This window comes from Cupriavidus sp. BIC8F, assembly GCF_032465815.1.
Taxonomy (GTDB): domain Bacteria; phylum Pseudomonadota; class Gammaproteobacteria; order Burkholderiales; family Burkholderiaceae; genus Cupriavidus; species Cupriavidus necator.
Map to the genome: position 1 here is coordinate 4,226,892 of NZ_CP136094.1, position 22,597 is coordinate 4,249,488.

Here is a 22,597-nt window from a genome sequence, read left to right on the forward strand (position 1 = left end):
GCGCCCCGGCTCAGTGTATGATTTCAGGCTGTGTTTCACCGCTGCCCTCCCCCCACAAAATGACTGTCATCAAGCAAGAAGACCTCATCCAGAGCGTCGCCGACTCCCTGCAGTACATCAGCTACTACCACCCGATGGACTACATCACCAGCCTGGGCCGCGCCTATGAGCTGGAGCAGAGCCCGGCGGCCAAGGACGCGATCGCGCAGATCCTGACCAACAGCCGCATGTGCGCCGAGGGCAAGCGCCCGATCTGCCAGGACACCGGCATCGTCACGATCTTCGTCAAGGTGGGGATGGACGTGCGCTGGGACGGCGCCACCATGGGCCTGACCGACATGATCAACGAGGGTGTGCGCCGCGGCTATACGCATCCCGACAACGTGCTGCGCGCGTCGATCGTCAGCCCGCCCGAAGGCGGCCGCAAGAACACCAAGGACAACACCCCGGCCGTGATCCACTACGAAGTGGTGCCGGGCAACACCGTCGACATCCAGGTCGCGGCCAAGGGCGGCGGCTCGGAGAACAAGTCCAAGTTCGTGATGCTGAACCCGTCCGACTCGATCGTCGACTGGGTGCTGAAGACCGTGCCGACCATGGGCGCCGGCTGGTGCCCGCCGGGCATGCTGGGCATCGGCATCGGCGGCACCGCCGAGAAGGCGATGGTGATGGCCAAGGAATCGCTGATGGAGTCCATCGACATCCAGGACATCATCGCCCGCGGCCCGAAGGACTGGGTCGAGGAACTGCGCGTCGAGCTGTACGAGAAGGTCAACGCGCTCGGCATCGGCGCGCAGGGCCTGGGCGGCCTGGCCACAGTGCTGGACGTCAAGATCATGGCCTGCCCGACGCACGCGGCGTCCAAGCCGGTCGCGATGATCCCGAACTGTGCCGCCACCCGCCACGTGCACTTCACGCTGGACGGCAGCGGCCCGGCCAAGCTGGAAGCGCCTGACCTGTCGCAATGGCCGAAGGTCGAGTGGGCACCGAACACCGAGACCTCCAAGCGCGTCGACCTGAACACGCTGACGCCGGAAGAAGTCGCCTCGTGGAAGCCGGGCCAGACCCTGCTGCTCAACGGCAAGATGCTGACCGGCCGCGACGCCGCGCACAAGCGCATCGCCGACATGCTGGCCAAGGGCGAGAAGCTGCCGGTGGACTTCAAGAACCGCGTGATCTACTACGTCGGCCCGGTCGATCCGGTGCGCGACGAGGCCGTTGGCCCGGCCGGCCCCACCACCGCCACGCGCATGGACAAGTTCACCGAGATGATGCTGGCCGAAACCGGCCTGATCTCGATGATCGGCAAGGCCGAGCGCGGCCCGGTGGCGATCGAGGCCATCAAGAAGCACAAGTCGGCCTACCTGATGGCCGTGGGCGGCGCCGCCTACCTGGTGGCCAAGGCGATCAAGGAGGCCAAGGTGGTCGGCTTCGAAGACCTCGGCATGGAAGCGATCTACGAGTTCGACGTCAAGGACATGCCGGTGACGGTTGCGGTGGACAGCGAAGGCACCTCGGTGCACAAGACCGGCCCCGCCGAATGGCAGGCCAAGATTGGCAAGATCCCGGTCGCCGCGCTGTAAGCCTGGCAAGACGGTAGAATCTGCAGTCGCGCTCGAAAAAAGAGCCGGGTTCCGACCCGGCTCTTTTCTACCTTGTTTCTTGTCGTCCCTGCCCCCCGTGAACCCCGCACCCATCGGCGTCTTCGATTCCGGCCTCGGCGGCCTGTCCGTGCTGCGCGAGATCCGCGCGCTGCTGCCCCATGAGTCGCTGCTGTACCTGGCGGATTCAAAATACGCCCCCTATGGCGAGAAACCCGAGGCCTTTGTCGAGGCGCGCACGCTGCAGGCCTGTGAATGGCTGCTCGGCCAGGGTTGCAAGGCGCTGGTGATCGCCTGCAATACCGCCACCATGCATGCGGTGCAGACGCTGCGCGAGCGGCTGACGGTGCCGATCATCGGCGTCGAGCCGGGCCTGAAGCCGGCTGCCGCCGCCAGCCGCAGCAAGGTGGTGGGCGTGCTGGCCACCGCCAATACCCTCAAGAGCGCCAAGTTCGCGCGGCTGCTGACATCGCTGGAAGGCGAAAGCCGCTTCCTGTGCGAGGCGGGCCTGGGACTGGTGTCGTTGATCGAACAAGGCGAGACCGACGGCCCGGCCGTGCGCCAGCGCCTGGACGCCTACCTGACGCCAATGCTGGAGGCCGGCGCCGACACGCTGGTGCTGGGCTGCACCCACTACCCTTTTCTCTCCGGCGCGATCCGGGCGATGGTTGGCGACCAGCTGGCACTGGTCGACACCGGCAGCGCCATTGCGCGCCAGCTGGCACGCAAGCTGGCCGAACACAAGCTCGCCGCCGCGCCCGATGCCACCCCGCACGACCGCTTTGCCTCCACCAAGGACGCCGCGCACCTGCGCGCGATGGCAGCCACGCTGCTGCAGGTGGAAGCAGATGCGGAAACGGTGGTGATCGAGCCGGCGCCGGCGCTCTGACCGGCGCCCTTAGAACCCATTTCATAATGAAGAAGGGGCGCGAAGGCTGCTGCCGGGCCGCAGGGCTAGGCGTGGCCGACGCCGCGTGGTTATTCCACGCAAGGAGGCCGCAACAACGCCATGCGGCCCGGCAGCAGCCTTCCCTTCGGGTTCAAGCCAGGCGCGGCGCATGCGTCGTTACGGGCCTTGACCTTGGAATCACCAAGGCCGGCGGCCCGCGCCTAGCCTGCGCCGCGCCTGGCTTGAACGCGTCCCCTTCTTCATTATGAAATGGGTTCTTACTGCAGGAAGCCCAGTGGCCGGTGCTCCCGCACCTCGGGCTTGATCGCGTGTTCCTGGCGCAGCTGCGCCAGGAACTCATCCGGCGTCAGCGCCTCGCCCAACAGCACGCACTGGCGCTTGACCGTGGCGAAGTCGCCAGGCGTCAGGCAATCCATCATATCCAGCTCACGGCGCATGCTGTCGGTCAGGCCGGCGGCGTCGCCGTCAAGCGCCTCGTCGACAAACATCGCCACGCGCTGCGCGGGCTTGAGCGCCAGGAAGCGGATCTTGAACGAGAAGCGGCGCAGCGCGGCCTCGTCGATGCGGTCGAACAGGTTGGTGGTGCAGATAAAGATGCCGTTGAAGCGCTCCATGCCCTGCAGCATCTCGTTGACCTCGGAGATCTCATAGTTGCGCACCGCCTGCTGGCGGCTCTGCATGAAGCTGTCGGCCTCGTCCAGCAGCAGCACCGCCCCATCCTCTTCGGCGCGCGCGAACATGGCGGCGATCTGCTGCTCGGTCTCGCCCACATATTTGCTCATCAGGTCGGAGGCGCGGCGGATCATCAGCGGCAGGTCCAGCTCGGCCGCGATATGCTCGGCCAGCGCGGTCTTGCCAGTGCCGGGCGGGCCGTAGAAGCACAGCGTGCCGCGCTGGCGCACGCGCAGCGCGTCGACGATCTTGACCACCTCGTAGCGGGTTTCCAGGTGGAGGTTCTCCAGCCGGTAGTGCGTGACCACCGGCCGCGCCTCGGCCTCGGGGCGCAGTCCCATGGCGCGGTCGGCGTGTTCCAGCTGGCGCAGGATCAGCGCCTCCACCGGCTCTTCCACGTCGGGCCGTGCCAGCTCGACGAAGCGCGCGGCCGACTGTACCTGCGCCGGCGTCAGCGTCTTGCGCCCGGCCAGCCCGGTGATGAAGGCATCGCTGACATCCAGCCCGCCCAGGTGCTTGCGGATGATGTTCTCGCGCACCAGCGGCGGCGGGATCTTCAGCTCCAGGTGGAACTGGAAACGGCGCAGGTAGGCCGGGTCGATCTGCCGGATCGAGTTGGAGATCCAGATCACCGGCACCGGGTTCTGCTCGAGCGTCTGGTTGACCCAGGCCTTGCCGTTCACCGATGCGCGCGTGTCTTCCTGGCCGAACAGGCTCATCAGCTCGCGTGCGCTGCCGGGGAAGACGTCTTCCACCTCGTCGAACAGCAGCGCGGTATGGGCACGCCCGCGCAGGAAGGCCTGCGACACCTGCAGCGAGCGGTAGCGGTCCTTGCCCGACAGGCTGTTGCCGTCGCGGTCCAGGCAGTCGACTTCGTACAACTCGCAACCAGCCTCGCGCGCCAGCAGCCGCGCAAACTCAGTCTTGCCGGTGCCGGGCGGGCCATAGATCAGCACGTTGACGCCGCTGGCGTGCTGGCGCGTGGCATTGCTCAGCAGCGCGCACAGGTAGCGCGCGTCGGTCTCGACATGGGGATAGTCGGCAGTGGTCAGCGTGGGCGGCGCGGCCGGGCGGGTGAAGACCGCCATCATCTCGGCCTCATTGGCGTAATTGCCCAGCAGCACGTGCAGCAGCCGGTCAGACAGCCGCATCAGGTCGCCCAGGTCGGTCACGCTGTTTTCCGGCAGCGGCTGCTCGATCAGGTTCAGCGTCTCCAGCCGCGAGCCGGGCCGCAGCGAGGCGGCCACGTCGGCCGCGCCGGCGCCGGTCAGCCCGGCCAGGATCTGGAACGCTTCCTGGCTGTGCGCCACCTTGCAGTCGACCATCACCGCGCGCAGGTCGCGCTTGTACTTGGCCAGCGCCGCGTACAGCAGCAGCTTGCGCTCGTGCTCGGGCAGGTCCAGCACATGGCTGAGCATGTCGATATTGCGCACCAGCAGCACGCGCTCGCCTTCCAGGCGCTGGGCAATGGCCGCGGCCGACGCGTCGAACACGGCGAACATGTCCTTGGCGTGGTGCTTGACGTACTCGTCCAGGTAATAGAACAGCGCGCTTTCATCGAAAGCGCTGTTCCACTGGCCGTGGCGGTCCAGGAATTCCTCAGGGGTCAGGCGGGCGGTGCCCTTCCAGGCGGGCATGTCGGCGCAGCGCGCGGCCAGGAAGCGCTGCACGCGCAGCACCACGCCATACGGCCAAACCATCTCCTGCGCGCTGACGGTCAGGACATCGTTGATATTGCTGCGCAGGTTGAAGCGCGGGCCCAGTGCGCAGACCACGCGCAGCGCAAACTGGGCGCACATCCAGTCCAATGCCGAACTGGACGATGTGCCAGGCATGGAGCGCAGAATCGTCGATCGGTCATCTTCAGCAAAACGTGTGAAGTCCATGGACGGGTCCCCGAGCGCGCTGTGCGCGATGGCGGGGCCGCGACCGGCGCACCGCCATGTCTGCAGTTTCTTCCTATGCTAGCGCGCTTTGGTGCCAACCGCGCATGCCTGTGCGCAACGGGCACCGGCGATTGTGGCCTGGGGCACCGAAGCGCAGCAAAGTGCCAGAGCGCGCCAGCGCGCGTGCACCACTGCATCACCTCCCGAAATGCTGCCTGGACTTGCCGGTATAACGTGCCGGGGCAGAAAATTCCAGTTGCGACGCACAAATCACAACAAATAAGAATCATTATCGTTTATACTGGCCAGCTGACACGCTGCCCCAGAGTGGCGCTCCCACGGCAACCCAGTTGAAGGAGCGTTTATCATGGAATTGCTGCTTAGCCTGCTGGTCGGTTGCGGCATCTCGCTGATACTGTTTTATCGCAAGTGACGGCGCACAGCGCCGCTGCAGTGCCACCGCTGGCAGACTTTTGTTGTTGACACATGTTCGACCAACGCTTCCTCAAGATTACGCTCGCCGTACTGCTGTTCCACGTCGGCCTGCTCTACCTGATCCAAAGCGGCCTGGGCCGCAAGCTGACCGAGGCGGTGATCTCGCCGGAAATCGTCGCGCGCATCATCCCGCTGGAGCCTCCCAAGCAGGAAGCCCCGCCGGAGCCGCCCAAACCCACGCCCAAGCAGGAAACCCCGCCCAAGCAGGTGAAGGTGACCACGCCCAAGCCCACCCCGCCGCAGCCCAAGCCAACCCCACAGCCGGTAGCCAGCCTGCCGCCGACGCCAAACGCGCCCGAGGCCCCGCCCGCGCCGCCAGCACCCCCGGCACCGGCCGCTGAGCCCGCCCCGGCACCGGTATCCGCCGCGCCGCGCGCAGTCGGCATCGGCGAAATCCAGTGCACGCCGCCGCAACCGAAGTATCCTTCCCAGTCACGCCGCATGGGCGAGACCGGCAAGGCCGTGGTGCGCCTGACCACCGACGAAAGCGGCAAGGTTGTGAAGACTTCCGTCGTATCCTCGAGCGGTTCGTCGCGCCTGGACCAGGCCGCAGTGGAAGCCGTGCAGTCCATGCGCTGCAAACCTTACATGGACAACGGTCGCGCCGTCGCCGTCACGGCGCAGCAGCCGATCGGCTTCGAACTGAACTGACCGCCCCAGACTTCCGATCTCTGATCTGACTTAAACCAAGCGAACTCACCAGGAACCAACACATGCAGGACCTCGGACTCTCCCACCTCTGGACGCAAGGCGACTTCGTCATGCGTGCGACCGCGATCATTCTGCTGATCATGTCGCTCGCCTCATGGATCGTGATCCTTACCAAGGCGTGGGATCTGGTGCGCCTGAAGAAGATGGCGCACGGCGCGGAAAAGCGCTTCTGGCACTCGGACGATTTCGACCACGCGCTCGAAACCCTGGGCGCCAGCGATGCCAACCCGTTCCGCACGCTGGCCATCGCCGGCAAGGAAGCCGCCCAGCACCATCGCGCCAGCCAGCCGCAACTGCACGACGTGATGGACATCTCCGACTGGCTGACCCGCTCGCTCAAGAGCTCCATCGATGATTCGGTGGCGCACATGCAGTCGGGCCTGGCAGTGCTGGCCTCGGTGGGCTCGACTGCACCGTTCGTCGGCCTGTTCGGCACCGTGTGGGGCATCTACCACGCGCTGATCGGCATCGGCGCCTCGGGCGTGCCGACCATCGACAAGGTTGCCGGCCCCGTAGGCGAGGCGCTGATCATGACCGCCTTCGGCCTGGCCGTGGCGATTCCCGCCGTGCTGGGCTATAACGCCCTTACCCGCGGCAACAAGTCGGTGATCTCGAAGCTCAACCGCTTTGCCCACGACCTGCACGCCTACTTCGTCACCGGCGCGCGCGTGCGCCCCACCGGCGCCCGCACCGAAGACGGCACCGTGCGCCTGGCCGCGGCACAGCGCTAAACCGCTAGCAAGGAAGTCATCATGGCATTCGGTACTCTCGACAGCGACGACGACGAGGTGATGAGCGAGATCAACATGACGCCGCTGGTCGACGTCATGCTGGTGCTGCTGATCATCTTCATCATCACTATCCCCGTGATCAACCACGCGGTGAAGATCGACCTGCCGCGCGCCACCAACACCCCGAACGAACCGAAGCCGCAGAGCATCAACGTCTCGATCGACGCGAGCGGCAAGGTCTTCTGGAACCAGGTGGAAGTGGACCAGGCCACGCTGGAAAGCAATATCGCGCTGGCAGCGCAGCAGCAGCCGCAGCCTGAGCTGCACCTGCGCGCGGACCGCGAGGTGCGCTACGAGCGCGTGGCCGAAGTCATGGCCGCCGCGCAGCACGGCGGCCTGGGCAAGATCGGCTTTATCACCGAACCCAAGCAGTAAGCGGGCGCCACCAGGCGCTCCGGAACGACAAAGGGCACCTCAGGGTGCCCTTTGTCGTTGATGCCGCCGATTCATGCGACCAGCCTGCGCTGCGTCGTCCCCGCGGCCCCTTCCCCCGCCGCTCATGGTCGTTCCGCGAATCTTGGTCGGAAGCTATTGTAATGATAACAATTCTCATTTAATATCTTTCCGTCGACTGCGCCATGACCGGCGCGCCCTTATTGCAGAACGGAGCCAGAAGATGAGCACACTTTCCCTGCCGCTGTCGCAACCGCGTGAAGTCACCCGCCGCCGGCTGTCGCTGCGCCGCGTCGAGGTCGCCGCGCAACCGCGCCGCGAGGCCAGCGCGAAGGCAGCACCGTCGACCATCGCATCCGTGAAGTCCGCGGTGGCGGCCCTGCCCGCCCGGCTGGAGGCACTGGTGCGCGACAGCCTGTCGCCGGCACCTGCCGGCGAGCCGGTGGCCCTGGACGCCATCATGCACGGCGCCAGCATCCTGCCAATCCTGCACAACGGTGAGGTCTACACGCTGCGCGTCACGCGCTACGGCAAGCTGATCCTGACGAAATGACGCGGCCCTGGGGCGCGATACCGCAAGGTTGAAGCCAGAGGGAAGCGATCGAGACCCGCGTTGGGCGGGTGCCACGTACGTGGCAGTAAAGACTTTTGTGGGGACCACCTCGGAACGAGGTGTTGGGCAGTAGCCAGGTACTGGTGTCGCGGGCGGGATTCAGACCCCACGCCGGACCGACCGTACCCAGCCATGCCCTCTTTTATGCCGCCCCGCAGGCCACGCCTGCGGGGCATTTTCATGCGCCGGCACAGTGGCCGGCGCAGGGGCTTTACAGGCCCAGCGCAGCGATGCCGGCACGCGCGATCTGCGCGTCCTCGGTCGACTTCACGCCCGACACGCCCACGGCACCGACCACCTGATCGTTGCAGACGATGGGCACGCCGCCCTCCAGCATGCCTTGCAGCACCGGCGCCGTCATGAACGAGTAGCGGCCATTGTTGATCATGTCTTCGTAGACCTTCGACTCACGACGGCCCAGCGACGAGGTACGGGCCTTCTCGCCGGCAATGTAGGCCGAGATCGGCGCGGCACCATCCAGGCGCTGCATCGCCAGCATGTGGCCGCCATCGTCCACCACGACGATCGACACGGCCCATTGATGATTCTTCGCCTCGGTTTCCGCTGCGGCCATGATCTTCTTCACATCGTCTGCCGTCAGAACCGTCTTTTGCTGCATGCCACTCTCCTGGTCATTCATTTGGTTGAGGCCGAAGTATAGCGCCGCACCCCGGCCATCGTCATGACAGACGCCCCGTTGCGGTGCGCCGGGGCACGGGCAAAAACAAGAATGGCCCGCGTTCAGCGAGCCATTCATCATGCACGGACAACAGCGATTCAGGCGCCGTCCGTGAACGGATCCGGCTTGCCCATGCGTGCGCCGTCGGTAAACGGATCGGGCTTGCCCATGCGCGCACCATCGGTGAACGGATCGGGCTTGCCGAGGCGGGCACCGTCGGTGAACGGATCAACCTTGCCCATCTTGGCACCATCGGTGTACGGGTCCGTCTTGCCGATCCTGGAGCCGTCCAGGTATGGATCGACCTTGCCGACGGCGGCAAATGCGGAGGTGGAAAGCGCGCCCAGCGCGGCCAGCGCTGCGACGGCAGCAACGGCTTGTGTGATCTTCATGGATATTCCCCTTGCTATTCTTGGTTGGCCGAGGCACCGTGCAGCACTTTGGGGTGCCGTCATCACGATGTCACAACAACAGTTTAGGGGAAACCCTTATATCGATAGGGGTGGCGCTTTGAGCAGTCTGTTCAAATAATTTGACTATGCTCAGCAAGGGGGCGAATTTCCGGGAACTGGCTCCAGCGCCTCATGTCGCAGTGCGGCAGGAAAAAGGAAAGGGCCCCGGAGGGCCCCTTCTCTTTCAAAAAGCTTGCGTAGGTCGAACGACGATCAGTCGTCACGCCAACGGCCGTGACCATGACCATGGCCACGATAGTATCCCGGCGGGCCATAGTAGCCGCGGTGGCCGCCGTAATAACGCGGCGGGCCGTAGTAGCCAGGACCGTAGTAGACCGGCCGCGGGCGTACCACCACCGGGGGCGGGCCGTAGTAGACCGGCGCAGGCGCCACCACGACAGGCGGCGGCGCATAGTATGCCGGGGCCGGCGGATAGTAGGCCGGCGCGCCAACCACCACGCCCGGCACCCCAATTGCCACGCCGACGCTCACATGGGCCATTGCTGCCCCGGACGCAAACCCGGCTGCGACACCGAATGCTGCGAGCCACCAACGTTTCATATCCGCCTCTCAATGTGAGATTTCTCTTAATCGGTATTGTAGAGGTTCCGAATTTTCCAGGTGCAACGGCGAGGTCGACATTGTTACCAGCCGTAACAGCGGCGTCACTTTTTTCGCGCTTGCATCCGGGATGCGGAGCCACCACAATACCGGGCTTGCCGTGCGGCCGTGGAGAAATTGGTAGACTCAGCAGACTTAAAATCTGCCGCCTTTCCAGGCTTACGGGTTCGAGTCCCGTCGGCCGCACCAGGGCGTACTGCCGCCCACCCCTTCCGCTCCCGGCCCCAAACAAAAAAAGGGGGCCATCGCCCCCTCTTCCGATGCCTTCAGGTCCGCGCGCGCATCAGGCCATCGCGTAGCACATCAGCGCACCCACCCCCATCAGGAACACGAACAGCACACCGGCCAGCGCCAGCGGCTTGCGTCCGGCGCGCACCAGGTCGCCGATGCGGGTGTGCAGGCCGATCGCCAGCATCGCGCAGGCCAGCAACCAGTTGTCCAGCGCGATCAGCGGCGCCTTCCAGGCAGTGGGCACGGTGCCGGCCGAGTTGACCGCCATCACCGCGACAAACCCCACCGCGAACCACGGCACCGACTTCAGGATGCCACGCAGGCGGCTGCCGCCGGCAGTGCCCTGCTCCGCTTGAGCGCCGCCCTGCGGCCACAGCGCCATCACCAGCAGCAGCGGACCCAACGCCAGCACGCGCACCATTTTGACCACCATGGCGGCATCGGCGGTCGGCTCGCTGATCATCTTGCCGGCGGCGATCACCTGGGCCACTTCGTGCAGCGTCGCGCCGGTGAAAATACCGAACATGCGCTCGCTGACGGCCCAGTGCCAGCGGCCTGTCGCCAGTTCGTACAGATAGGGATAAAGCAGCATGCCGACGGTGCCGAACAGCACCACCGTCGCCACCGCCACGGCGGTCTGCTTGTCGTCGGTGCGCACCACCGACGATACGGCGATGGCCGCGGCGGCACCGCAGATGGCGCTGCCGGAACTGACCAGGATCGCTTCGCGGCGGCTCAGGCCGAAGAACCTCGTACCCACCCAGGTGCCGAACAGCAACGTGGCCACCAGCATGGTCAGCGGCACCACGATGCCCGGCAGGCCCAGCGCGACGATCGAGGCAAAGGTCAGCCGCAGACCATACAGCGCCACGCCCAGGCGCAGCAGGTAGTGGCGTGCGACCTGCATGCCGGGTGCCAGCGGCGCCAGCCAGTGGCGCGGCAGCGTATTGGCCGCGACCATGCCGGCGCACATGGCCAGCGTCAGCGCGCTAAGGCCATAGCGCGCCACGGCCGGATGCTCGGCCAGCGCTATCGCCAGCCAGGCAATGCCGCCCAGCGGGACCAGCGTCAGCAGGCGCTGCGACCACGGCGGCGGCAAGGCCGGCGCGGCGGCCGGGGTGGTGCGGGGGGCGGAGACGGAGGACATGGCAGGCTCGGGTCGTGTTCTTTAGTGACTCAAGCGTACTGGCGCCCCGCTAACCCGTAAAACGGGTAATATCGTTATGCGTTATTGATTATATCGATATGAACCACCGCCCCGACCCCCGGCCTGAACACCGCCCCCTGCGCCTGACGCTGCGCCAGCTGTCCGTCTTCGTCGCCGTGGCCCAGCATGGCAGCACTATGGCGGCGGCGCAGGCACTCGCAATGTCGCAGTCGGCCGTCAGCGCCTCGCTGGCCGAGCTGGAGCGCGCGCTCGACAGCCCGCTGTTTGACCGCGTGGCCCGCCGGCTCAGCATCAACGAGACCGGCCGCCAGTTTTTCCCGCGCGCGCTGTCGCTGCTGGACCAGGCCCAGGAACTGGAGCGCTTTGCCACCCAGACCGGCGTGCAGCTGCGCATCGCGGCCAGCAATACCATTGGCAGCTACATCCTGCCGCCGCTGCTGGCCGGCTTTCGCCATTCGCGCAGCGGCCCATGCACGCTGGACCTGCGCATCGGCAATACCCGCGAAGTGCTGCAATCGTTGCTGCAGTTCGACGCCGATATCGGCCTTGTCGAAGGTGCCAGCCATGAGCGCGACCTGCGCAGCGTGCGCTGGTGCGATGACGAGATGGTGGTGGTGGTCGGCCCCTCGCATCCGCTTGCGGCAGTGCCGCATGACCTGGTGGCGCTGCGCGATGCCGAGTGGATCGTGCGCGAGCCCGGCTCGGGCACGCGCGAGGTCATCGAGGAACGGCTGGTGCCGCTGCTGGGCGAGTTGCGCTTCGCGCTGGAGCTGGGCAATGCCGAAGCCATCAAGCGCGCCGTGATGAGCGGCTTCGGCGTCAGCTGCCTGTCGCTGCATGTGGTGCGCGATGAACTGGAACGCGGCACGCTGGTGGCGATCCGCGATGGCCTGCCACGCATCGTGCGGCCGCTGCAGCTGGTGGTGCACCAGGACAAGTTTCCGACCCAGGGGCTGCTGGCCTTTACCGAATACCTGCGCACCATGGCGCCGAGGATCGGCGGCTGAGCCGCACCCGGGCTCCGGTCAGGCCGGCTGAGGATCCGCGCTGCGATTGCGCCGCGCCGTGTACAGGTCGAGCAGGTGGAACAGCACCGGATTGAGCATGATCGACAGCAGCGCCCCGGCCAGGATCAGCGCCTGGCCGCGCTCGGGCAGGATCTTCAGGTAGACGCCAAGGCTGGCGAGAATAAACGAGAACTCGCCGATCTGCGCCAGGCTCACGGCAATGGTCATGCCGGTCTGCCCGGAATGCCCGAAGGCACGCACGATGGCCAGCGCCGCCAGCGACTTGCCCACCACGATGATAAACACCGTCGCCAGCACGCCCCACGGGTCGCTGACCAGCACCATCGGGTCAAACAGCATGCCCACGGATACGAAGAAAAGCACGGCGAAGGCATCGCGCAGCGGCAGCGACTCTTCAGCCGCACGATGGCTGAACTCGGACTCCGCCAGCACCATGCCGGCAAAGAACGCGCCCAGCGCGAACGACACGCCAAAGAGCGCATAGGCGCCGTAGGCCACGCCCAGCGCCGTCGCCAGCACGCCCAGGCGGAACATCTCGCGGTTGCCGGTCCAGACGATGCGCTCCAGCATCCACGGGATAAAGCGCCGGCCGATCACCAGCATCACCGCGACGAAGGCGGCCACCTTGCCCAGCGTCGCGAAGATCGCGAACACCACGTCACCGGTAGCCGGCGCGGCCTCGCCCGAGGCTTCGCCGGCACCCGCCAGCAGACCTGCCATGGCCGGCAGCAGCACCAGGGCCAGCACCATCGCCAGGTCTTCCACGATCAGCCAGCCAACGGCGATGCGGCCCTGCGGCGACTCCACCAGGTCACGCTCCTGCAGGGCCTTGAGCAGCACCACGGTGCTCGCCACCGACAGCGCCAGCCCGTACACCAGCCCCTGCCCCCATGACCAGCCGAAGCCCCAGGCCACCAGCATGCCCATCAGCGTGGCGATGCCAATCTGCACCACCGCCCCCGGAATGGCGATGCGCTTGACCGCCATCAGGTCCTTGATCGAAAAGTGCAGTCCCACGCCGAACATCAGCAGGATCACGCCAAGCTCGGCCAACTCCGGCGCCAGGGCCTGGTCGGCGGTATAGCCGGGCGTATGCGGACCGACCACGATGCCCGCGCACAGGTAGCCGATCAACGGCGGCAGGCGCAGCCGGCTGGCAATGGCGCCAAGGATAAAGGCCAGGACGATACCGCCGACGATGGTACTGATAAGCGGGGTGGCGTGATGCATGCGTGCGGGATTCCTCGTGTCAGGGGCTGAACGGCTAACCCGCTCCCTGCCCTGGCAACCGCGACAGCGCATCCGGCGCGCACCAGCGGTCAGCGCGGGAAAGTCGCCGCAACAGTCGGCAGCAGCATCGGAACGGGGAAGAACGGGGAGTGCCGCAGCGGCCCCGGACACGCCGGCGGCGCGTCACGGATCGGGGATGGCGATTGACATGCGGCCCCGCTATCCATCACGCGGAGCCCCCCGAAAAGCGTACGACAGGAGTAATGTAACATGGCCGCCACGTGCCCGAGGCGCGGAGATGGCGGACGATCCGGTGCCTGCTTGCCTGAACGCGAGGTGAGGAACTGGCCCGGAAAACAAAAACGGCGCCGCGAGGCGCCGTTCTGCATGCAACTGGAGGCGGAGGTCGGAATCGAACCGGCGTACACGGCTTTGCAGGCCGCTGCATAACCACTCTGCCACCCCGCCAGGTGACGTGCTGCTGGATTGTATCCGCATTCAGCCGATGCTGCCGGAGCGCATCTTCCGGCAATGTCTTGCGGCGATTCAACCCAAACAAAAAGGGAAGCGGTGCTTCCCTTTGGGGATTGGAGCGGGAGACGAGTCTCGAACTCGCGACCTCAACCTTGGCAAGGTTGCGCTCTACCAACTGAGCTACTCCCGCATACAACTTTTTACTGCCAGCCCCGCATCGTGCGAGCACGCTGCCGGACCTTCTTTAACCTGGAGCGGGAGACGAGTCTCGAACTCGCGACCTCAACCTTGGCAAGGTTGCGCTCTACCAACTGAGCTACTCCCGCAGGGGCACCACCAAAATCCAACCAAGGTGTTTTATGCCGCAACACGCTGTTATCTCACAACATCTTGCGCCAAACCCACCTTATCTCGCTGCTTTCGTTTGCGTCGTCAGCAACGAGAATGAGATTATGCAAAGAACTGCTCTCGTCGTCAACACCTTTTCAAAAATTCTTTTCACTTTTGCGCGCCAGCGCGCGCCACCATCCCGCTGCGCTCGCGGATCTGCGGCCAGGCAAGCTTCATGTAATAGAACATCGACCACAGCGTCAGCACCGCCGCCACGTAGATCATCCACGTGCCGAGCAGGTGGGCATCGAAGCCGAGCAGGCGGTCGCTGTACAGCAGCAGTGGGATCGCCACCATCTGCACCGTGGTCTTGAGCTTGCCGAGGAAGTTCACCGCGACGCTCTTGGAAGCGCCGATCTGCGCCATCCATTCACGCAGCGCCGAAATGGTGATCTCGCGCCCGATGATCACCAGCGCGATCAGGTCCGTGACCCGGCCCAGCGCCAGCAGCGAAAGCAGCGCCGCCGTCACCATCAGCTTGTCGGCGACCGGGTCCAGGAAGGCGCCGAACGACGAGGTCTGGTTCCAGCGCCGCGCAAGGAACCCGTCCAGCCAGTCCGTGACCGCGGCAATGATGAAGAACGCCGCCGCCGTCAGGTTCTTGACGTGCATCGGCAGCCACGCATCGGGCAGATAGAACACGCCTACCACCAGGGGAATCATGGCGACGCGAAGCCAGGTCAGCAGGATCGGGAAATTGAAGGGCATGGAACTCGGGCGGCGGGGGACGGTAACCAATCTTGCGATTGTCGCCGATTTCCGGACCAATCGACCATCATTGGCCAATTTCCCGCTCCGCACCGCCCCCCCCCGGCTCCGCGCGCTCAGTGCAACTGCCGGTAGATCTCTTCGGCCAGGCCGCGTGAAATGCCCTCGACGCTGGCCAACTCATCGATGCTGGCGGCCATCACGCCGCGCAGCCCGCCAAAGCGGGTCAGCAGCTTCTGGCGCCGGCGCGCGCCAATGCCCTCGATCTCTTCCAGGCGCGAGGTGGTGCGCGTCTTGGCGCGGCGCGCGCGCATGCCGGTGATGGCGAAGCGGTGCGCCTCGTCGCGGATCTGCGCCACCAGCATCAGCGCGGCGCTGCCCTGCCCCAGCTCCAGCGAGGGGCGGCCATCGGCGAACACCAGCGTCTCCAGGCCGACCTTGCGGCCCTCGCCCTTGGCCACGCCGACCAGCAGCCCGATATCCAGTCCAAGCTCTTCGAACACCTGCCGCGCCACCTCGACCTGGCCCTTGCCGCCGTCGATCAGCACGATCTGCGGCACCTGCGCCGCGGCTTCGCTGCCGGCCTCCATGCCGCCGTCTTCCTGGATCTGCTCGACCAGCTTCTGGTAGCGCCGCGTCAGCACCTGGCGCATGGCCGCGTAGTCATCGCCGGGAATGATGTCCTGGATGTTGTAGCGGCGGTATTCGCTGTTCTGCATGTCGTGGTGGTGGTACACCACGCACGATGCCTGGGTGGCCTCGCCGGCGGTATGGCTGATGTCAAAGCACTCCGCGCGCAGCAGCGCCAGGTCTTCGAGGTCCAGCCCGATGGTTTCGGCCAGCGCGCGCGTGCGCGCCTCCTGGCTGCCCTGCTCGGCCAGCCGACGCGACAGCGCCAGCGCCGCGCCCTGCTGCGCCATCTCCAGCCAGACCTTGCGCTGGCCCTGCGGCTGGCGCACCAGCGTGACCTTGCGCCCGGCGTGCAGCGTCAGCGCCTCGAGCACCGTGGCATCGTCCGGCGCATGGCTGACGACGATGATAGGCGGCGCCGGCTGCTCCAGGTAGTGCTGCACCATGAAGGCCGACAGCACCCGCGTGGCGATGCGGTCGACGGTCAGCGGCAGCACGGCTGCGGCGCTGTCCGCCCCATCCTCGCGCTCCTCAGCGCGTTCATCGGCATCCTCGACGATCATCGCCGCTTCGTCGGCATGGGCCGGGAAGTAGGCCTTGTCGCCCAGATGGCGGCTGCCGCGCACCATGGCCAGGTTGACGCAGGCACGCCCGCCCTCCACCGCGACGGCCAGCACGTCGATGTCGCGCGCCTGCCCGCCCACCTCTTCCACCGCCTGGCGCTTGAGCACGGTCGACAGTGCCGCGATCTGGTCGCGCACGGCCGCGGCCTGCTCGAATTCCAGCCGCTCGGCGTGCTGTTCCATCTTGCCCTGCAGGCCTTCCAGCACCTCGGTCTGCCGGCCTTGCAGGAAGCGCGCCGCGTTGGCGACATCGCGCGCATAGTCTTCTTCGCTGATGGCATTGACGCACGGCCCGGTGCAGCGGTGGATCTGGTGCAGCAGGCACGGCCGCGTGCGGTTGTTGAAGACGGTGTCCTCGCAGGTGCGCAGCTGGAACACCTTCTGCAGGATCTGCATGCTCTCGCGCACCGCATAGGCGCTCGGGAACGGCCCGAAGTACTGGTGCTTGCGGTCGGTGGCGCCGCGGTAGTACGCCATGCGCGGGAAGCGGTGCCCGGTCAGCTTCAGGAACGGGTACGACTTGTCGTCGCGGAACAGGATGTTGTAGCGCGGCGCCAGCGCCTTGATCAGGTTGTTCTCGAGCAGCAGCGCCTCGGCCTCGGTGCGCACCACCGTGGTATCGATGCGGGCGATACGCGCCACCATCATCGCAATGCGCGGCGACAACTGGGTCTTGTTGAAATAGCTCGACACCCGCTTCTTCAGGTCGCGCGCCTTGCCCACGTACAGCACATTGCCGGCCGCGTCGAAATAGCGGTACACGCCCGGCAGGCCGGGCAGGCGGGAAATGACCGGGCGCGGGTCAAACGGCTCCGGCGGCGCTTCAGCAGTCGCCTCGGCAGTCGCCTCGGCAGTCGCCTCGGCTGGCCGGGCGGCCGGCGTTTCGGGCGGCATTTCGGCCGGAACTTCGTCGGCGGGTTTCGGGGAATCGGGTTGCTGGTCGGACATTGGGGACGGTGACCGCTACACGGCCTGCGCGCATCAAAACGGCATGGCCTCTAAAATCGCAAGTTTAGAGCAATTCAGCGCGCGCCCCGCCCGCGCGCCCCTCACCTGTCATGCTTATCCGCTCCTGGGACATCTTTTGCACCGTGATCGACAACTTCGGCGACATCGGCGTCTGCTGGCGGCTGGCCCGCCAGCTCGCGCAGGAGCATGGGCACGCGGTGCGGCTGTGGGTCGATGACCTGGCCAGCTTCGCGCGGCTGGCGCCGGAACTCGATACCGGCGCCACCGTGCAGCGCCTGGCGGGCGTGGAGATTCGTCCGTGGCGGCCGGGTGGCGATAGCGACGTGGATGACACCGCCGGGGTCGAGCCACACGATGCCGTCATCGAAGCCTTCGCCTGTGATGTGCCGCAAGCCTTCCTGGCCCGCATGGCCGCGCGTGATCCCAAACCCGCCTGGATCAACCTGGAATACCTGAGCGCCGAGCCGTGGGTACGGGAACACCATGCGATGCCTTCACCCCACCCGCGGCTGCCGCTGGTGAAGCATTTCTTTTTCCCCGGCTTCGAGCCCGGCACCGGCGGCCTGCTGCGGGAATCGATGCTGGGCGCGCACCGCGCCGCCTTCCTCGGCGGCACGGCCGTCCAGGCGGCCTTGTGGCACCGGCTGGGCGTGACGCCCCGGCCCGATGCGCTGCGCGTGAGCCTGTTTGCCTACCGCAACCCGGCCCTGCCCGCGCTGCTGGAGCAATGGCGCGATGCCGCCGAGGCGGTCCATTGCCTGGTGCCCGCAGGCCTGGCCGCGGACCAGGTCGCCGAATGGCTGGGCGCCCCGCTGCGGATTGGCGACCCGGCGGAACGCGGCAGCCTGTGCATGCAGCTGATCCCTTTCGTGCGCCAGGAGCACTTTGACGAACTGCTGTGGGCCTGCGACCTCAACTTCGTGCGCGGCGAGGATTCCTTCGTGCGCGCGCAGTGGGCGGCGCGGCCGCTGGTGTGGCATATCTACCCGCAGGACGATGCCGCGCACCGTGCCAAACTCGATGCCTGGCTCGACCTGTTTCGCCAGAGCGGCGTGGCGCCGGATGCGGCCAGCACGCTGACGGAGTTCTGGCACGCCTGGAACGGTTTTGGCGTTCCCCTCGACTGGCCGCGCCTGCGTGCGCACCTGCCGGCACTTGCTGCAATCGCACCGCACTGGGAGCGGCGCATGCAGCATCCCGGCGATCTTGCCGCCAACCTGGTGGCGTTTTGCGAAAATCAGGTAAAATGATCGGTTGATTCAAATGGCGACCGGGCCGGAGAACCAGGGCCTTTCCCAGGCGTCAGACCGACACTGGGCGAAGACCTGAATGCAAGCTGAGCACGGGGTCGCGAGCGCGTGAACGCCTCTCGTTGGGGCTCACAGGCTCACCGCAGGTGATGCCGGCAGCGCGCCTTCGCCATTCCAAATTCCTACTTTCTATTTCAGGAACAGTTCAGATGAAAATCGCACAGGAACTCCGCGTCGGTAACGTGTTCATGATCGGCGGCGATCCGATGGTCGTGCAGAAGGCCGAATACAACAAGTCGGGCCGCAACGCCGCTGTGGTCAAGATGAAGTACAAGAACCTGCTGACGGACGCACCGGGCGAGTCGGTGTTCAAGGCCGACGACAAGTTCGAAGTCGTGGTGCTCGAGCGCCGCGAATGCACCTACTCGTACTTTGCTGACCCGATGTACGTGTTCATGGACACCGACTACAACCAGTACGAAGTCGAGAAGGACAGCATGGGTGACTCGCTGAACTACCTCGAAGACGGCATGACCGTGGAAGTGGTGTTCTACAACGACAAGGCCATCTCGGTCGAAATGCCGACCACGCTGGTCCGTGAAATCGTCTACACCGAGCCGGCCGTCAAGGGCGACACCTCGTCGGGCAAGGTGCTCAAGGGCGCCAAGATCAACACCGGCTTCGAGCTGCAAGTGCCGCTGTTCTGCAACATCGGCGACAAGATCGAAATCGACACCCGCACCGGCGAATACCGCAGCCGCGCCAACTAAGGCGCTTGCTTCGCCCCGCTTCAGCGCGGGGCCGGTCAACAAAAATGGCAGCCTCGGCTGCCATTTTTGTTTCTGCACGCGACCCCGTTCAGGCGATCAGGTCGTGCTCTTTCAGCGTGCGCAGCGCGGCGCGGTACTCGCCTTCCTGGTGCAGCTTGTTCCAGTCCAGCGGCTTCCTGCGCGCGAACAGCTTGCGGATGCGGCGCTGCGAGGTCTTGTCGATGCCCACGTCCAGCTCGGTCAGCAACTGGTCGGCGCGCTCCGGATGGTTGCAGATCAGCACCATGTCGCAACCCGCGGTCAGCGCGGCGCGCGCGGCCTCGGTGACATTGCCGGCGACACTGGCGCCTTCCATGCTGAGGTCGTCGCTGAAGATCACGCCCTCGAAACCCAGCTGCGCACGCAGCACATCCTGCAGCCAGTAGCGTGAGAAGCCGGCCGGGTTCGGGTCGACCTTGGGGTAGATCACGTGCGCCGGCATCACCGATGACAGCGACAGCCCCATCCACTCGTACGGGCGCGCATCCTGCTTCAGGATCTCGTCCAGCGAGCGCTCGTCGACCGGGATTGCCACATGCGAATCGGCCTCGACGTAGCCGTGGCCGGGGAAGTGCTTGCCGCAGTTGCTCATGCCGGCCAGCAGCAGGCCGTGGTTCAGGTGGCCGGCCAGCATCGACACCACGCGCGGATCGGCGTGGAAGGCGCGGTCGCCGATCACGGCGCTGCGGCCGTAGTCCAGGTCCAGCACCGGGGTGAAACTCAGGTCGATGTCGCAGGCGCGCAGCTCGGCGGCCAGCACATAGCCGCAGGCGACTGCCGCCTTGGTCGCGGCCAGCACGTCGCGCTCCCACAGCTCGCCCAGGAGGTGCATCGCCGGCAGGTGGGTGAAGCCGTCGGTCTTGCAGCGCTGCACGCGCCCGCCTTCATGGTCGATGCAGATCAGCACGTCGTCGCGCACCGCGCGGATCGCGCGCGTCAGCGCCTGCAGTTGCGCGCGCGACTCGAAATTGCGCGCGAACAGGATCACGCCGCCGGTCAGCGGATGCGCGATGCGGCGCGCGTCCTCCGCGTCGAGCTGCTTGCCGACGACGTCGAGGACCACCAGGCCCGGCCGCTTGCCGGAGTTCTTCTTGGACATGGAAGTTGTTGGATTCACAAGGCTGTAGGTTAGGAAGCCGCCCCGCCCGCACGCTCGGCAATGGCGAAGGCGACGGCAAAGTCGTGCTCGTCACTGACACTGACCCGCACGGTGAGCCCGCGTTCCGCCAGCCATGCGGCCAGCTCGCCATGGCACACCGGCGTGGGCTCGCCGGACGGCAGGTTCATCAGCTCCATCGCGCGCCACGTCATCGGCCAGCGCATGCCCAGGCCGATGGCCTTGGAGAACGCCTCCTTGGCAGCGAAGCGCGTGGACAGGAAGGCCAGCCCGCGCTTTTCGGAACGCGCCTTGCGGGCGTGGTACTTGGCCAGCTCATCGGGGCCCAGCACCTTCTCGGCGAAACGGCCGTTGGTGCGTTCCATCACGCCCTGCACGCGGGCAATCTGGATGATGTCGGTGCCGACGCCGTAGATCACGCCGGGGCGCCCGCTGCAGGGTAGCGCGTGCCCAGGCGCGCGGCGACCATGATGGCCTTCATCTCGCGCACCGCGTTCTCCCAGCCCGCGAACACCGCATGCGCCACGATCGCGTGGCCGATGTTCAGCTCCTTGATGCCGGGCAGCGCGGCGATTGGCTGCACATTGGTGTAGTGCAGGCCATGGCCGGCGTTGACCACCAGGCCGTGCTTCTGGCCGGCATCGACGCCATCGGCGATGCGGCGGAACTCGAGCGCCTGCTCATCGGGCGTATGCGCATCGGCATAGCGGCCGGTATGCAGCTCGATCACCGGCGCGCCGCACGCGGCCGCCGCGGCGATCTGGTCGGCATCGGGATCGATGAACAGCGACACGCGGATGCGGGCGCCGGCCAGCTGCGTGCACGCCGCCTTGACCTGCTCGAAACGCCCGGCCACATCCAGCCCGCCCTCGGTGGTCACTTCCTCGCGGCGCTCCGGCACCAGGCACACGTCCTGCGGACGGATCTCACAGGCGATGTCGAGCATCTCCTGCGTGATCGCGCACTCCAGGTTCATGCGCGTGGCCAGTTGCGGACGCAGCGCGCGCACGTCGGCATCGCGGATATGGCGGCGGTCTTCGCGCAGGTGCAGCGTGATCAGGTCGGCGCCGGCCTGTTCCGCCAGCAGCGCCGCACGGATGGGATCGGGGTACACGGTACCGCGCGCGTTGCGCAGCGTGGCCACGTGGTCGATATTGACGCCAAGGTCGATGACGCCCGGATTTGCGTGGAAGATCATGCGAGCAGGTGCAGGAGTAAGTCGGATGGTTCTTGAGTCAGTCAGAGATACTGCAGGTCGATCAGTATCTGGCGCGTCTTCAGCGGCGCGCCTTGCAGATAATAATGCAGCAGGAACCGCATCAGCGCGCGGCTTTGCGCGGCGGTCTGCGCGCGGCTGTAATCGTCCTGCGCCATGTCCAGCAGCGTCTGGCCAGTGACCACCGGCCACGACGACGGGTCGCTCGGCTGCGCGCGGCGCACGCCGCGCTCTGGCTGGTAGACATAGTCCAGGCCTGGCTGGACCCGCTCGCCGGTGCTCAGGCACTGGTCAAAGGCCACCGCGAAGCCGGTTTCCTGCAGCAGCACGCGTTCAAAGCTGCGCAGCACCAGCCCGGCTTGCTCGCCGTGCGCCAGCCGCGTCAGGGTCGTCAGGTAATGGCGGAACAAGGCCGGATGCGCGTCCTCGCGCGGGCAGAAGCGCATCAGCAGCTCATTCAGGTAGAACGCCGACAGCAGCGCGTCGCCGGCCAGCGGCGGCATGCCGCCGACCCACTCGGCCTTGGTCAGGGTCTTGACCTCGCCGCGGCCGCTCCATGACACCGAGACCGGGTGGAAATGCTGCAACACCGCGCGCAGCGCCGAGTGCGGGCGCTTGGCGCCCTTGGCCACCATCGAGATCCGGCCGTAGTCGCGCGTGAACAGGTCCAGGATCAGGCTGGTCTCGCGATACGGCCAGGCGTGCAGCACAAAGCCGGGCTGCTCGGCCACGCGCGACTCGGGCCGCGCCGGCACGATGCGCATGGCGCGGTCCATCATCGCGCGCGCGGCCGCGTCGGCCATGCCCGGCAGCGCCTTGCTGTCGAGCAGTTCGGCGGCCTCGTCGACCACCGGGTCGGCGCGGCGGGCCCGTGGCGCCGGCGCGCGCGCGATGTCAGCCGTCTTGCTCACTGGGCGCTCGCGGTTGTGC

General features: G+C 66.4%; 21 protein-coding genes and 4 tRNA genes. 10 read left to right on the top strand and 15 right to left on the bottom strand.

What is annotated here, in order from left to right:
* Positions 1-59 precede the first annotated feature (59 nt).
* Complete coding sequence (locus RS901_RS19845) at positions 60-1,583, top strand: fumarate hydratase (protein ID WP_010814713.1); 1,524 nt, start codon at positions 60-62, stop codon at positions 1,581-1,583.
* Positions 1,584-1,680: 97 nt separating this feature from the next.
* Complete coding sequence (gene murI / locus RS901_RS19850; RefSeq protein ID WP_316150643.1) at positions 1,681-2,490, top strand: glutamate racemase; 810 nt, start codon at positions 1,681-1,683, stop codon at positions 2,488-2,490.
* 278 nt (positions 2,491-2,768) lie between these two features.
* Here murI and RS901_RS19855 read toward each other — a convergent pair whose 3' ends face one another.
* Positions 2,769-5,069 (bottom strand): AAA family ATPase, encoded by a 2,301-nt coding sequence (locus RS901_RS19855; RefSeq protein WP_410054137.1) that lies wholly within the window; start codon positions 5,067-5,069, stop codon positions 2,769-2,771.
* A gap of 486 nt (positions 5,070-5,555) precedes the next feature.
* Here RS901_RS19855 and RS901_RS19860 point away from each other — a divergent pair, with 486 nt between their 5' ends.
* The 4 genes from RS901_RS19860 (at position 5,556) to RS901_RS19875 (ending at position 8,012) form a co-directional block, all read left to right on the top strand.
* The gene (locus tag RS901_RS19860) at positions 5,556-6,215 is read left to right on the top strand and encodes an energy transducer TonB (RefSeq protein ID WP_316150645.1); all 660 of its coding nucleotides are present in this window, start codon (positions 5,556-5,558) and stop codon (positions 6,213-6,215) included.
* Positions 6,216-6,277: 62 nt separating this feature from the next.
* The gene (locus tag RS901_RS19865) at positions 6,278-7,006 is read left to right on the top strand and encodes a MotA/TolQ/ExbB proton channel family protein (RefSeq protein ID WP_013957343.1); all 729 of its coding nucleotides are present in this window, start codon (positions 6,278-6,280) and stop codon (positions 7,004-7,006) included.
* A 21-nt stretch (positions 7,007-7,027) separates the two neighbouring features.
* A complete protein-coding gene (locus tag RS901_RS19870; protein WP_316150646.1) occupies positions 7,028-7,441 on the top strand; it encodes a biopolymer transporter ExbD in 414 nt (137 codons plus the stop codon).
* 241 nt (positions 7,442-7,682) lie between these two features.
* Positions 7,683-8,012 carry a hemin uptake protein HemP gene (locus RS901_RS19875; protein ID WP_316150647.1) on the top strand — a complete coding sequence of 110 codons (330 nt, stop codon included), beginning with the start codon at positions 7,683-7,685 and terminating at the stop codon, positions 8,010-8,012.
* A gap of 271 nt (positions 8,013-8,283) precedes the next feature.
* On the opposite strand, the gene RS901_RS19880 is transcribed toward RS901_RS19875, so the two are convergent.
* The 3 genes from RS901_RS19880 to RS901_RS19890 all read right to left on the bottom strand — a co-directional run bounded on the left by RS901_RS19880 (position 8,284) and on the right by RS901_RS19890 (position 9,764).
* Positions 8,284-8,691 carry a heme-binding protein gene (locus RS901_RS19880; protein ID WP_041228012.1) on the bottom strand — a complete coding sequence of 136 codons (408 nt, stop codon included), beginning with the start codon at positions 8,689-8,691 and terminating at the stop codon, positions 8,284-8,286.
* A 158-nt stretch (positions 8,692-8,849) separates the two neighbouring features.
* Complete coding sequence (locus tag RS901_RS19885; RefSeq protein ID WP_316150648.1) at positions 8,850-9,143, bottom strand: hypothetical protein; 294 nt, start codon at positions 9,141-9,143, stop codon at positions 8,850-8,852.
* Positions 9,144-9,416: 273 nt separating this feature from the next.
* Positions 9,417-9,764, bottom strand: a complete 348-nt coding sequence (locus tag RS901_RS19890) for a hypothetical protein (protein WP_316150649.1) — start codon at positions 9,762-9,764, stop codon at positions 9,417-9,419.
* A gap of 162 nt (positions 9,765-9,926) precedes the next feature.
* Between RS901_RS19890 and RS901_RS19895 the strand changes: the two genes are divergently transcribed.
* Positions 9,927-10,013 (top strand) — tRNA-Leu (locus tag RS901_RS19895).
* Positions 10,014-10,107: 94 nt separating this feature from the next.
* Here RS901_RS19895 and RS901_RS19900 read toward each other — a convergent pair.
* Positions 10,108-11,202 (bottom strand): YeiH family protein, encoded by a 1,095-nt coding sequence (locus RS901_RS19900; protein WP_316150650.1) that lies wholly within the window; start codon positions 11,200-11,202, stop codon positions 10,108-10,110.
* Between the two features lie 98 nt (positions 11,203-11,300).
* Between RS901_RS19900 and RS901_RS19905 the strand changes: the two genes are divergently transcribed.
* A complete protein-coding gene (locus RS901_RS19905) occupies positions 11,301-12,230 on the top strand; it encodes a LysR family transcriptional regulator (RefSeq protein WP_013957350.1) in 930 nt (309 codons plus the stop codon).
* Between the two features lie 18 nt (positions 12,231-12,248).
* Here the strand turns inward: RS901_RS19905 and RS901_RS19910 are convergent, their stop codons facing one another.
* The 6 genes from RS901_RS19910 to uvrC form a co-directional block, all read right to left on the bottom strand.
* The gene (locus tag RS901_RS19910; protein ID WP_316150653.1) at positions 12,249-13,481 is read right to left on the bottom strand and encodes a cation:proton antiporter; all 1,233 of its coding nucleotides are present in this window, start codon (positions 13,479-13,481) and stop codon (positions 12,249-12,251) included.
* Positions 13,482-13,875: 394 nt separating this feature from the next.
* Positions 13,876-13,949, bottom strand: a tRNA-Cys gene (locus RS901_RS19915).
* 120 nt (positions 13,950-14,069) lie between these two features.
* Positions 14,070-14,145, bottom strand: a tRNA-Gly gene (locus RS901_RS19920).
* Between the two features lie 60 nt (positions 14,146-14,205).
* Positions 14,206-14,281, bottom strand: a tRNA-Gly gene (locus RS901_RS19925).
* Positions 14,282-14,453: 172 nt separating this feature from the next.
* Positions 14,454-15,053, bottom strand: coding sequence for a CDP-diacylglycerol--glycerol-3-phosphate 3-phosphatidyltransferase (gene pgsA / locus RS901_RS19930; RefSeq protein WP_316150654.1), 600 nt, complete (start codon positions 15,051-15,053; stop codon positions 14,454-14,456).
* A 116-nt stretch (positions 15,054-15,169) separates the two neighbouring features.
* Positions 15,170-17,254 carry an excinuclease ABC subunit UvrC gene (uvrC, locus tag RS901_RS19935; RefSeq protein WP_410054138.1) on the bottom strand — a complete coding sequence of 695 codons (2,085 nt, stop codon included), beginning with the start codon at positions 17,252-17,254 and terminating at the stop codon, positions 15,170-15,172.
* Positions 17,255-17,364: 110 nt separating this feature from the next.
* Here uvrC and earP point away from each other — a divergent pair, with 110 nt between their 5' ends.
* Positions 17,365-18,525 carry an elongation factor P maturation arginine rhamnosyltransferase EarP gene (gene earP, locus RS901_RS19940; RefSeq protein WP_316150655.1) on the top strand — a complete coding sequence of 387 codons (1,161 nt, stop codon included), beginning with the start codon at positions 17,365-17,367 and terminating at the stop codon, positions 18,523-18,525.
* 209 nt (positions 18,526-18,734) lie between these two features.
* Positions 18,735-19,295: an elongation factor P gene (gene efp / locus RS901_RS19945; protein WP_114132453.1), complete on the top strand. Its 561-nt coding sequence runs from the start codon at positions 18,735-18,737 to the stop codon at positions 19,293-19,295.
* A gap of 88 nt (positions 19,296-19,383) precedes the next feature.
* Here the strand turns inward: efp and nagZ are convergent, their stop codons facing one another.
* The 4 genes from nagZ to recO are packed head-to-tail and all read right to left on the bottom strand — an operon-like array spanning position 19,384 to position 22,578.
* Entirely contained in the window at positions 19,384-20,433 is a 1,050-nt protein-coding gene (gene nagZ, locus RS901_RS19950) for a beta-N-acetylhexosaminidase (protein ID WP_316150656.1), read from the bottom strand.
* A 29-nt stretch (positions 20,434-20,462) separates the two neighbouring features.
* Positions 20,463-20,870 carry a holo-ACP synthase gene (acpS, locus tag RS901_RS19955; RefSeq protein WP_114132452.1) on the bottom strand — a complete coding sequence of 136 codons (408 nt, stop codon included), beginning with the start codon at positions 20,868-20,870 and terminating at the stop codon, positions 20,463-20,465.
* Positions 20,867-21,649 carry a pyridoxine 5'-phosphate synthase gene (pdxJ, locus tag RS901_RS19960; RefSeq protein ID WP_316150657.1) on the bottom strand — a complete coding sequence of 261 codons (783 nt, stop codon included), beginning with the start codon at positions 21,647-21,649 and terminating at the stop codon, positions 20,867-20,869. The genes acpS and pdxJ overlap by 4 nt, the downstream gene beginning before the upstream one ends.
* Before the next feature lie 41 nt (positions 21,650-21,690).
* Positions 21,691-22,578: a DNA repair protein RecO gene (recO, locus tag RS901_RS19965; RefSeq protein WP_316150658.1), complete on the bottom strand. Its 888-nt coding sequence runs from the start codon at positions 22,576-22,578 to the stop codon at positions 21,691-21,693.
* Positions 22,579-22,597 lie beyond the last annotated feature (19 nt).

What these genes read in the sequence shown, in the direction of transcription:
- RS901_RS19885 (WP_316150648.1), bottom strand. Translation starts at nt 9,143, where the DNA reads ATGAAGATCACACAAGCCGTTGCTGCCGTCGCAGCGCTGGCCGCGCTG.
- RS901_RS19880 (WP_041228012.1), bottom strand. Translation starts at nt 8,691, where the DNA reads ATGCAGCAAAAGACGGTTCTGACGGCAGACGATGTGAAGAAGATCATG.
- RS901_RS19865 (WP_013957343.1), top strand. Translation starts at nt 6,278, where the DNA reads ATGCAGGACCTCGGACTCTCCCACCTCTGGACGCAAGGCGACTTCGTC.
- pgsA (WP_316150654.1), bottom strand. Translation starts at nt 15,053, where the DNA reads ATGCCCTTCAATTTCCCGATCCTGCTGACCTGGCTTCGCGTCGCCATG.
- RS901_RS19845 (WP_010814713.1), top strand. Translation starts at nt 60, where the DNA reads ATGACTGTCATCAAGCAAGAAGACCTCATCCAGAGCGTCGCCGACTCC.
- RS901_RS19900 (WP_316150650.1), bottom strand. Translation starts at nt 11,202, where the DNA reads ATGTCCTCCGTCTCCGCCCCCCGCACCACCCCGGCCGCCGCGCCGGCC.
- earP (WP_316150655.1), top strand. Translation starts at nt 17,365, where the DNA reads ATGCTTATCCGCTCCTGGGACATCTTTTGCACCGTGATCGACAACTTC.
- RS901_RS19860 (WP_316150645.1), top strand. Translation starts at nt 5,556, where the DNA reads ATGTTCGACCAACGCTTCCTCAAGATTACGCTCGCCGTACTGCTGTTC.
- pdxJ (WP_316150657.1), bottom strand. Translation starts at nt 21,649, where the DNA reads ATGATCTTCCACGCAAATCCGGGCGTCATCGACCTTGGCGTCAATATC.
- RS901_RS19910 (WP_316150653.1), bottom strand. Translation starts at nt 13,481, where the DNA reads ATGCATCACGCCACCCCGCTTATCAGTACCATCGTCGGCGGTATCGTC.
- uvrC (WP_410054138.1), bottom strand. Translation starts at nt 17,254, where the DNA reads ATGTCCGACCAGCAACCCGATTCCCCGAAACCCGCCGACGAAGTTCCG.
- RS901_RS19890 (WP_316150649.1), bottom strand. Translation starts at nt 9,764, where the DNA reads ATGAAACGTTGGTGGCTCGCAGCATTCGGTGTCGCAGCCGGGTTTGCG.
- RS901_RS19875 (WP_316150647.1), top strand. Translation starts at nt 7,683, where the DNA reads ATGAGCACACTTTCCCTGCCGCTGTCGCAACCGCGTGAAGTCACCCGC.
- RS901_RS19870 (WP_316150646.1), top strand. Translation starts at nt 7,028, where the DNA reads ATGGCATTCGGTACTCTCGACAGCGACGACGACGAGGTGATGAGCGAG.
- efp (WP_114132453.1), top strand. Translation starts at nt 18,735, where the DNA reads ATGAAAATCGCACAGGAACTCCGCGTCGGTAACGTGTTCATGATCGGC.
- nagZ (WP_316150656.1), bottom strand. Translation starts at nt 20,433, where the DNA reads ATGTCCAAGAAGAACTCCGGCAAGCGGCCGGGCCTGGTGGTCCTCGAC.
- RS901_RS19855 (WP_410054137.1), bottom strand. Translation starts at nt 5,069, where the DNA reads ATGGACTTCACACGTTTTGCTGAAGATGACCGATCGACGATTCTGCGC.
- RS901_RS19905 (WP_013957350.1), top strand. Translation starts at nt 11,301, where the DNA reads ATGAACCACCGCCCCGACCCCCGGCCTGAACACCGCCCCCTGCGCCTG.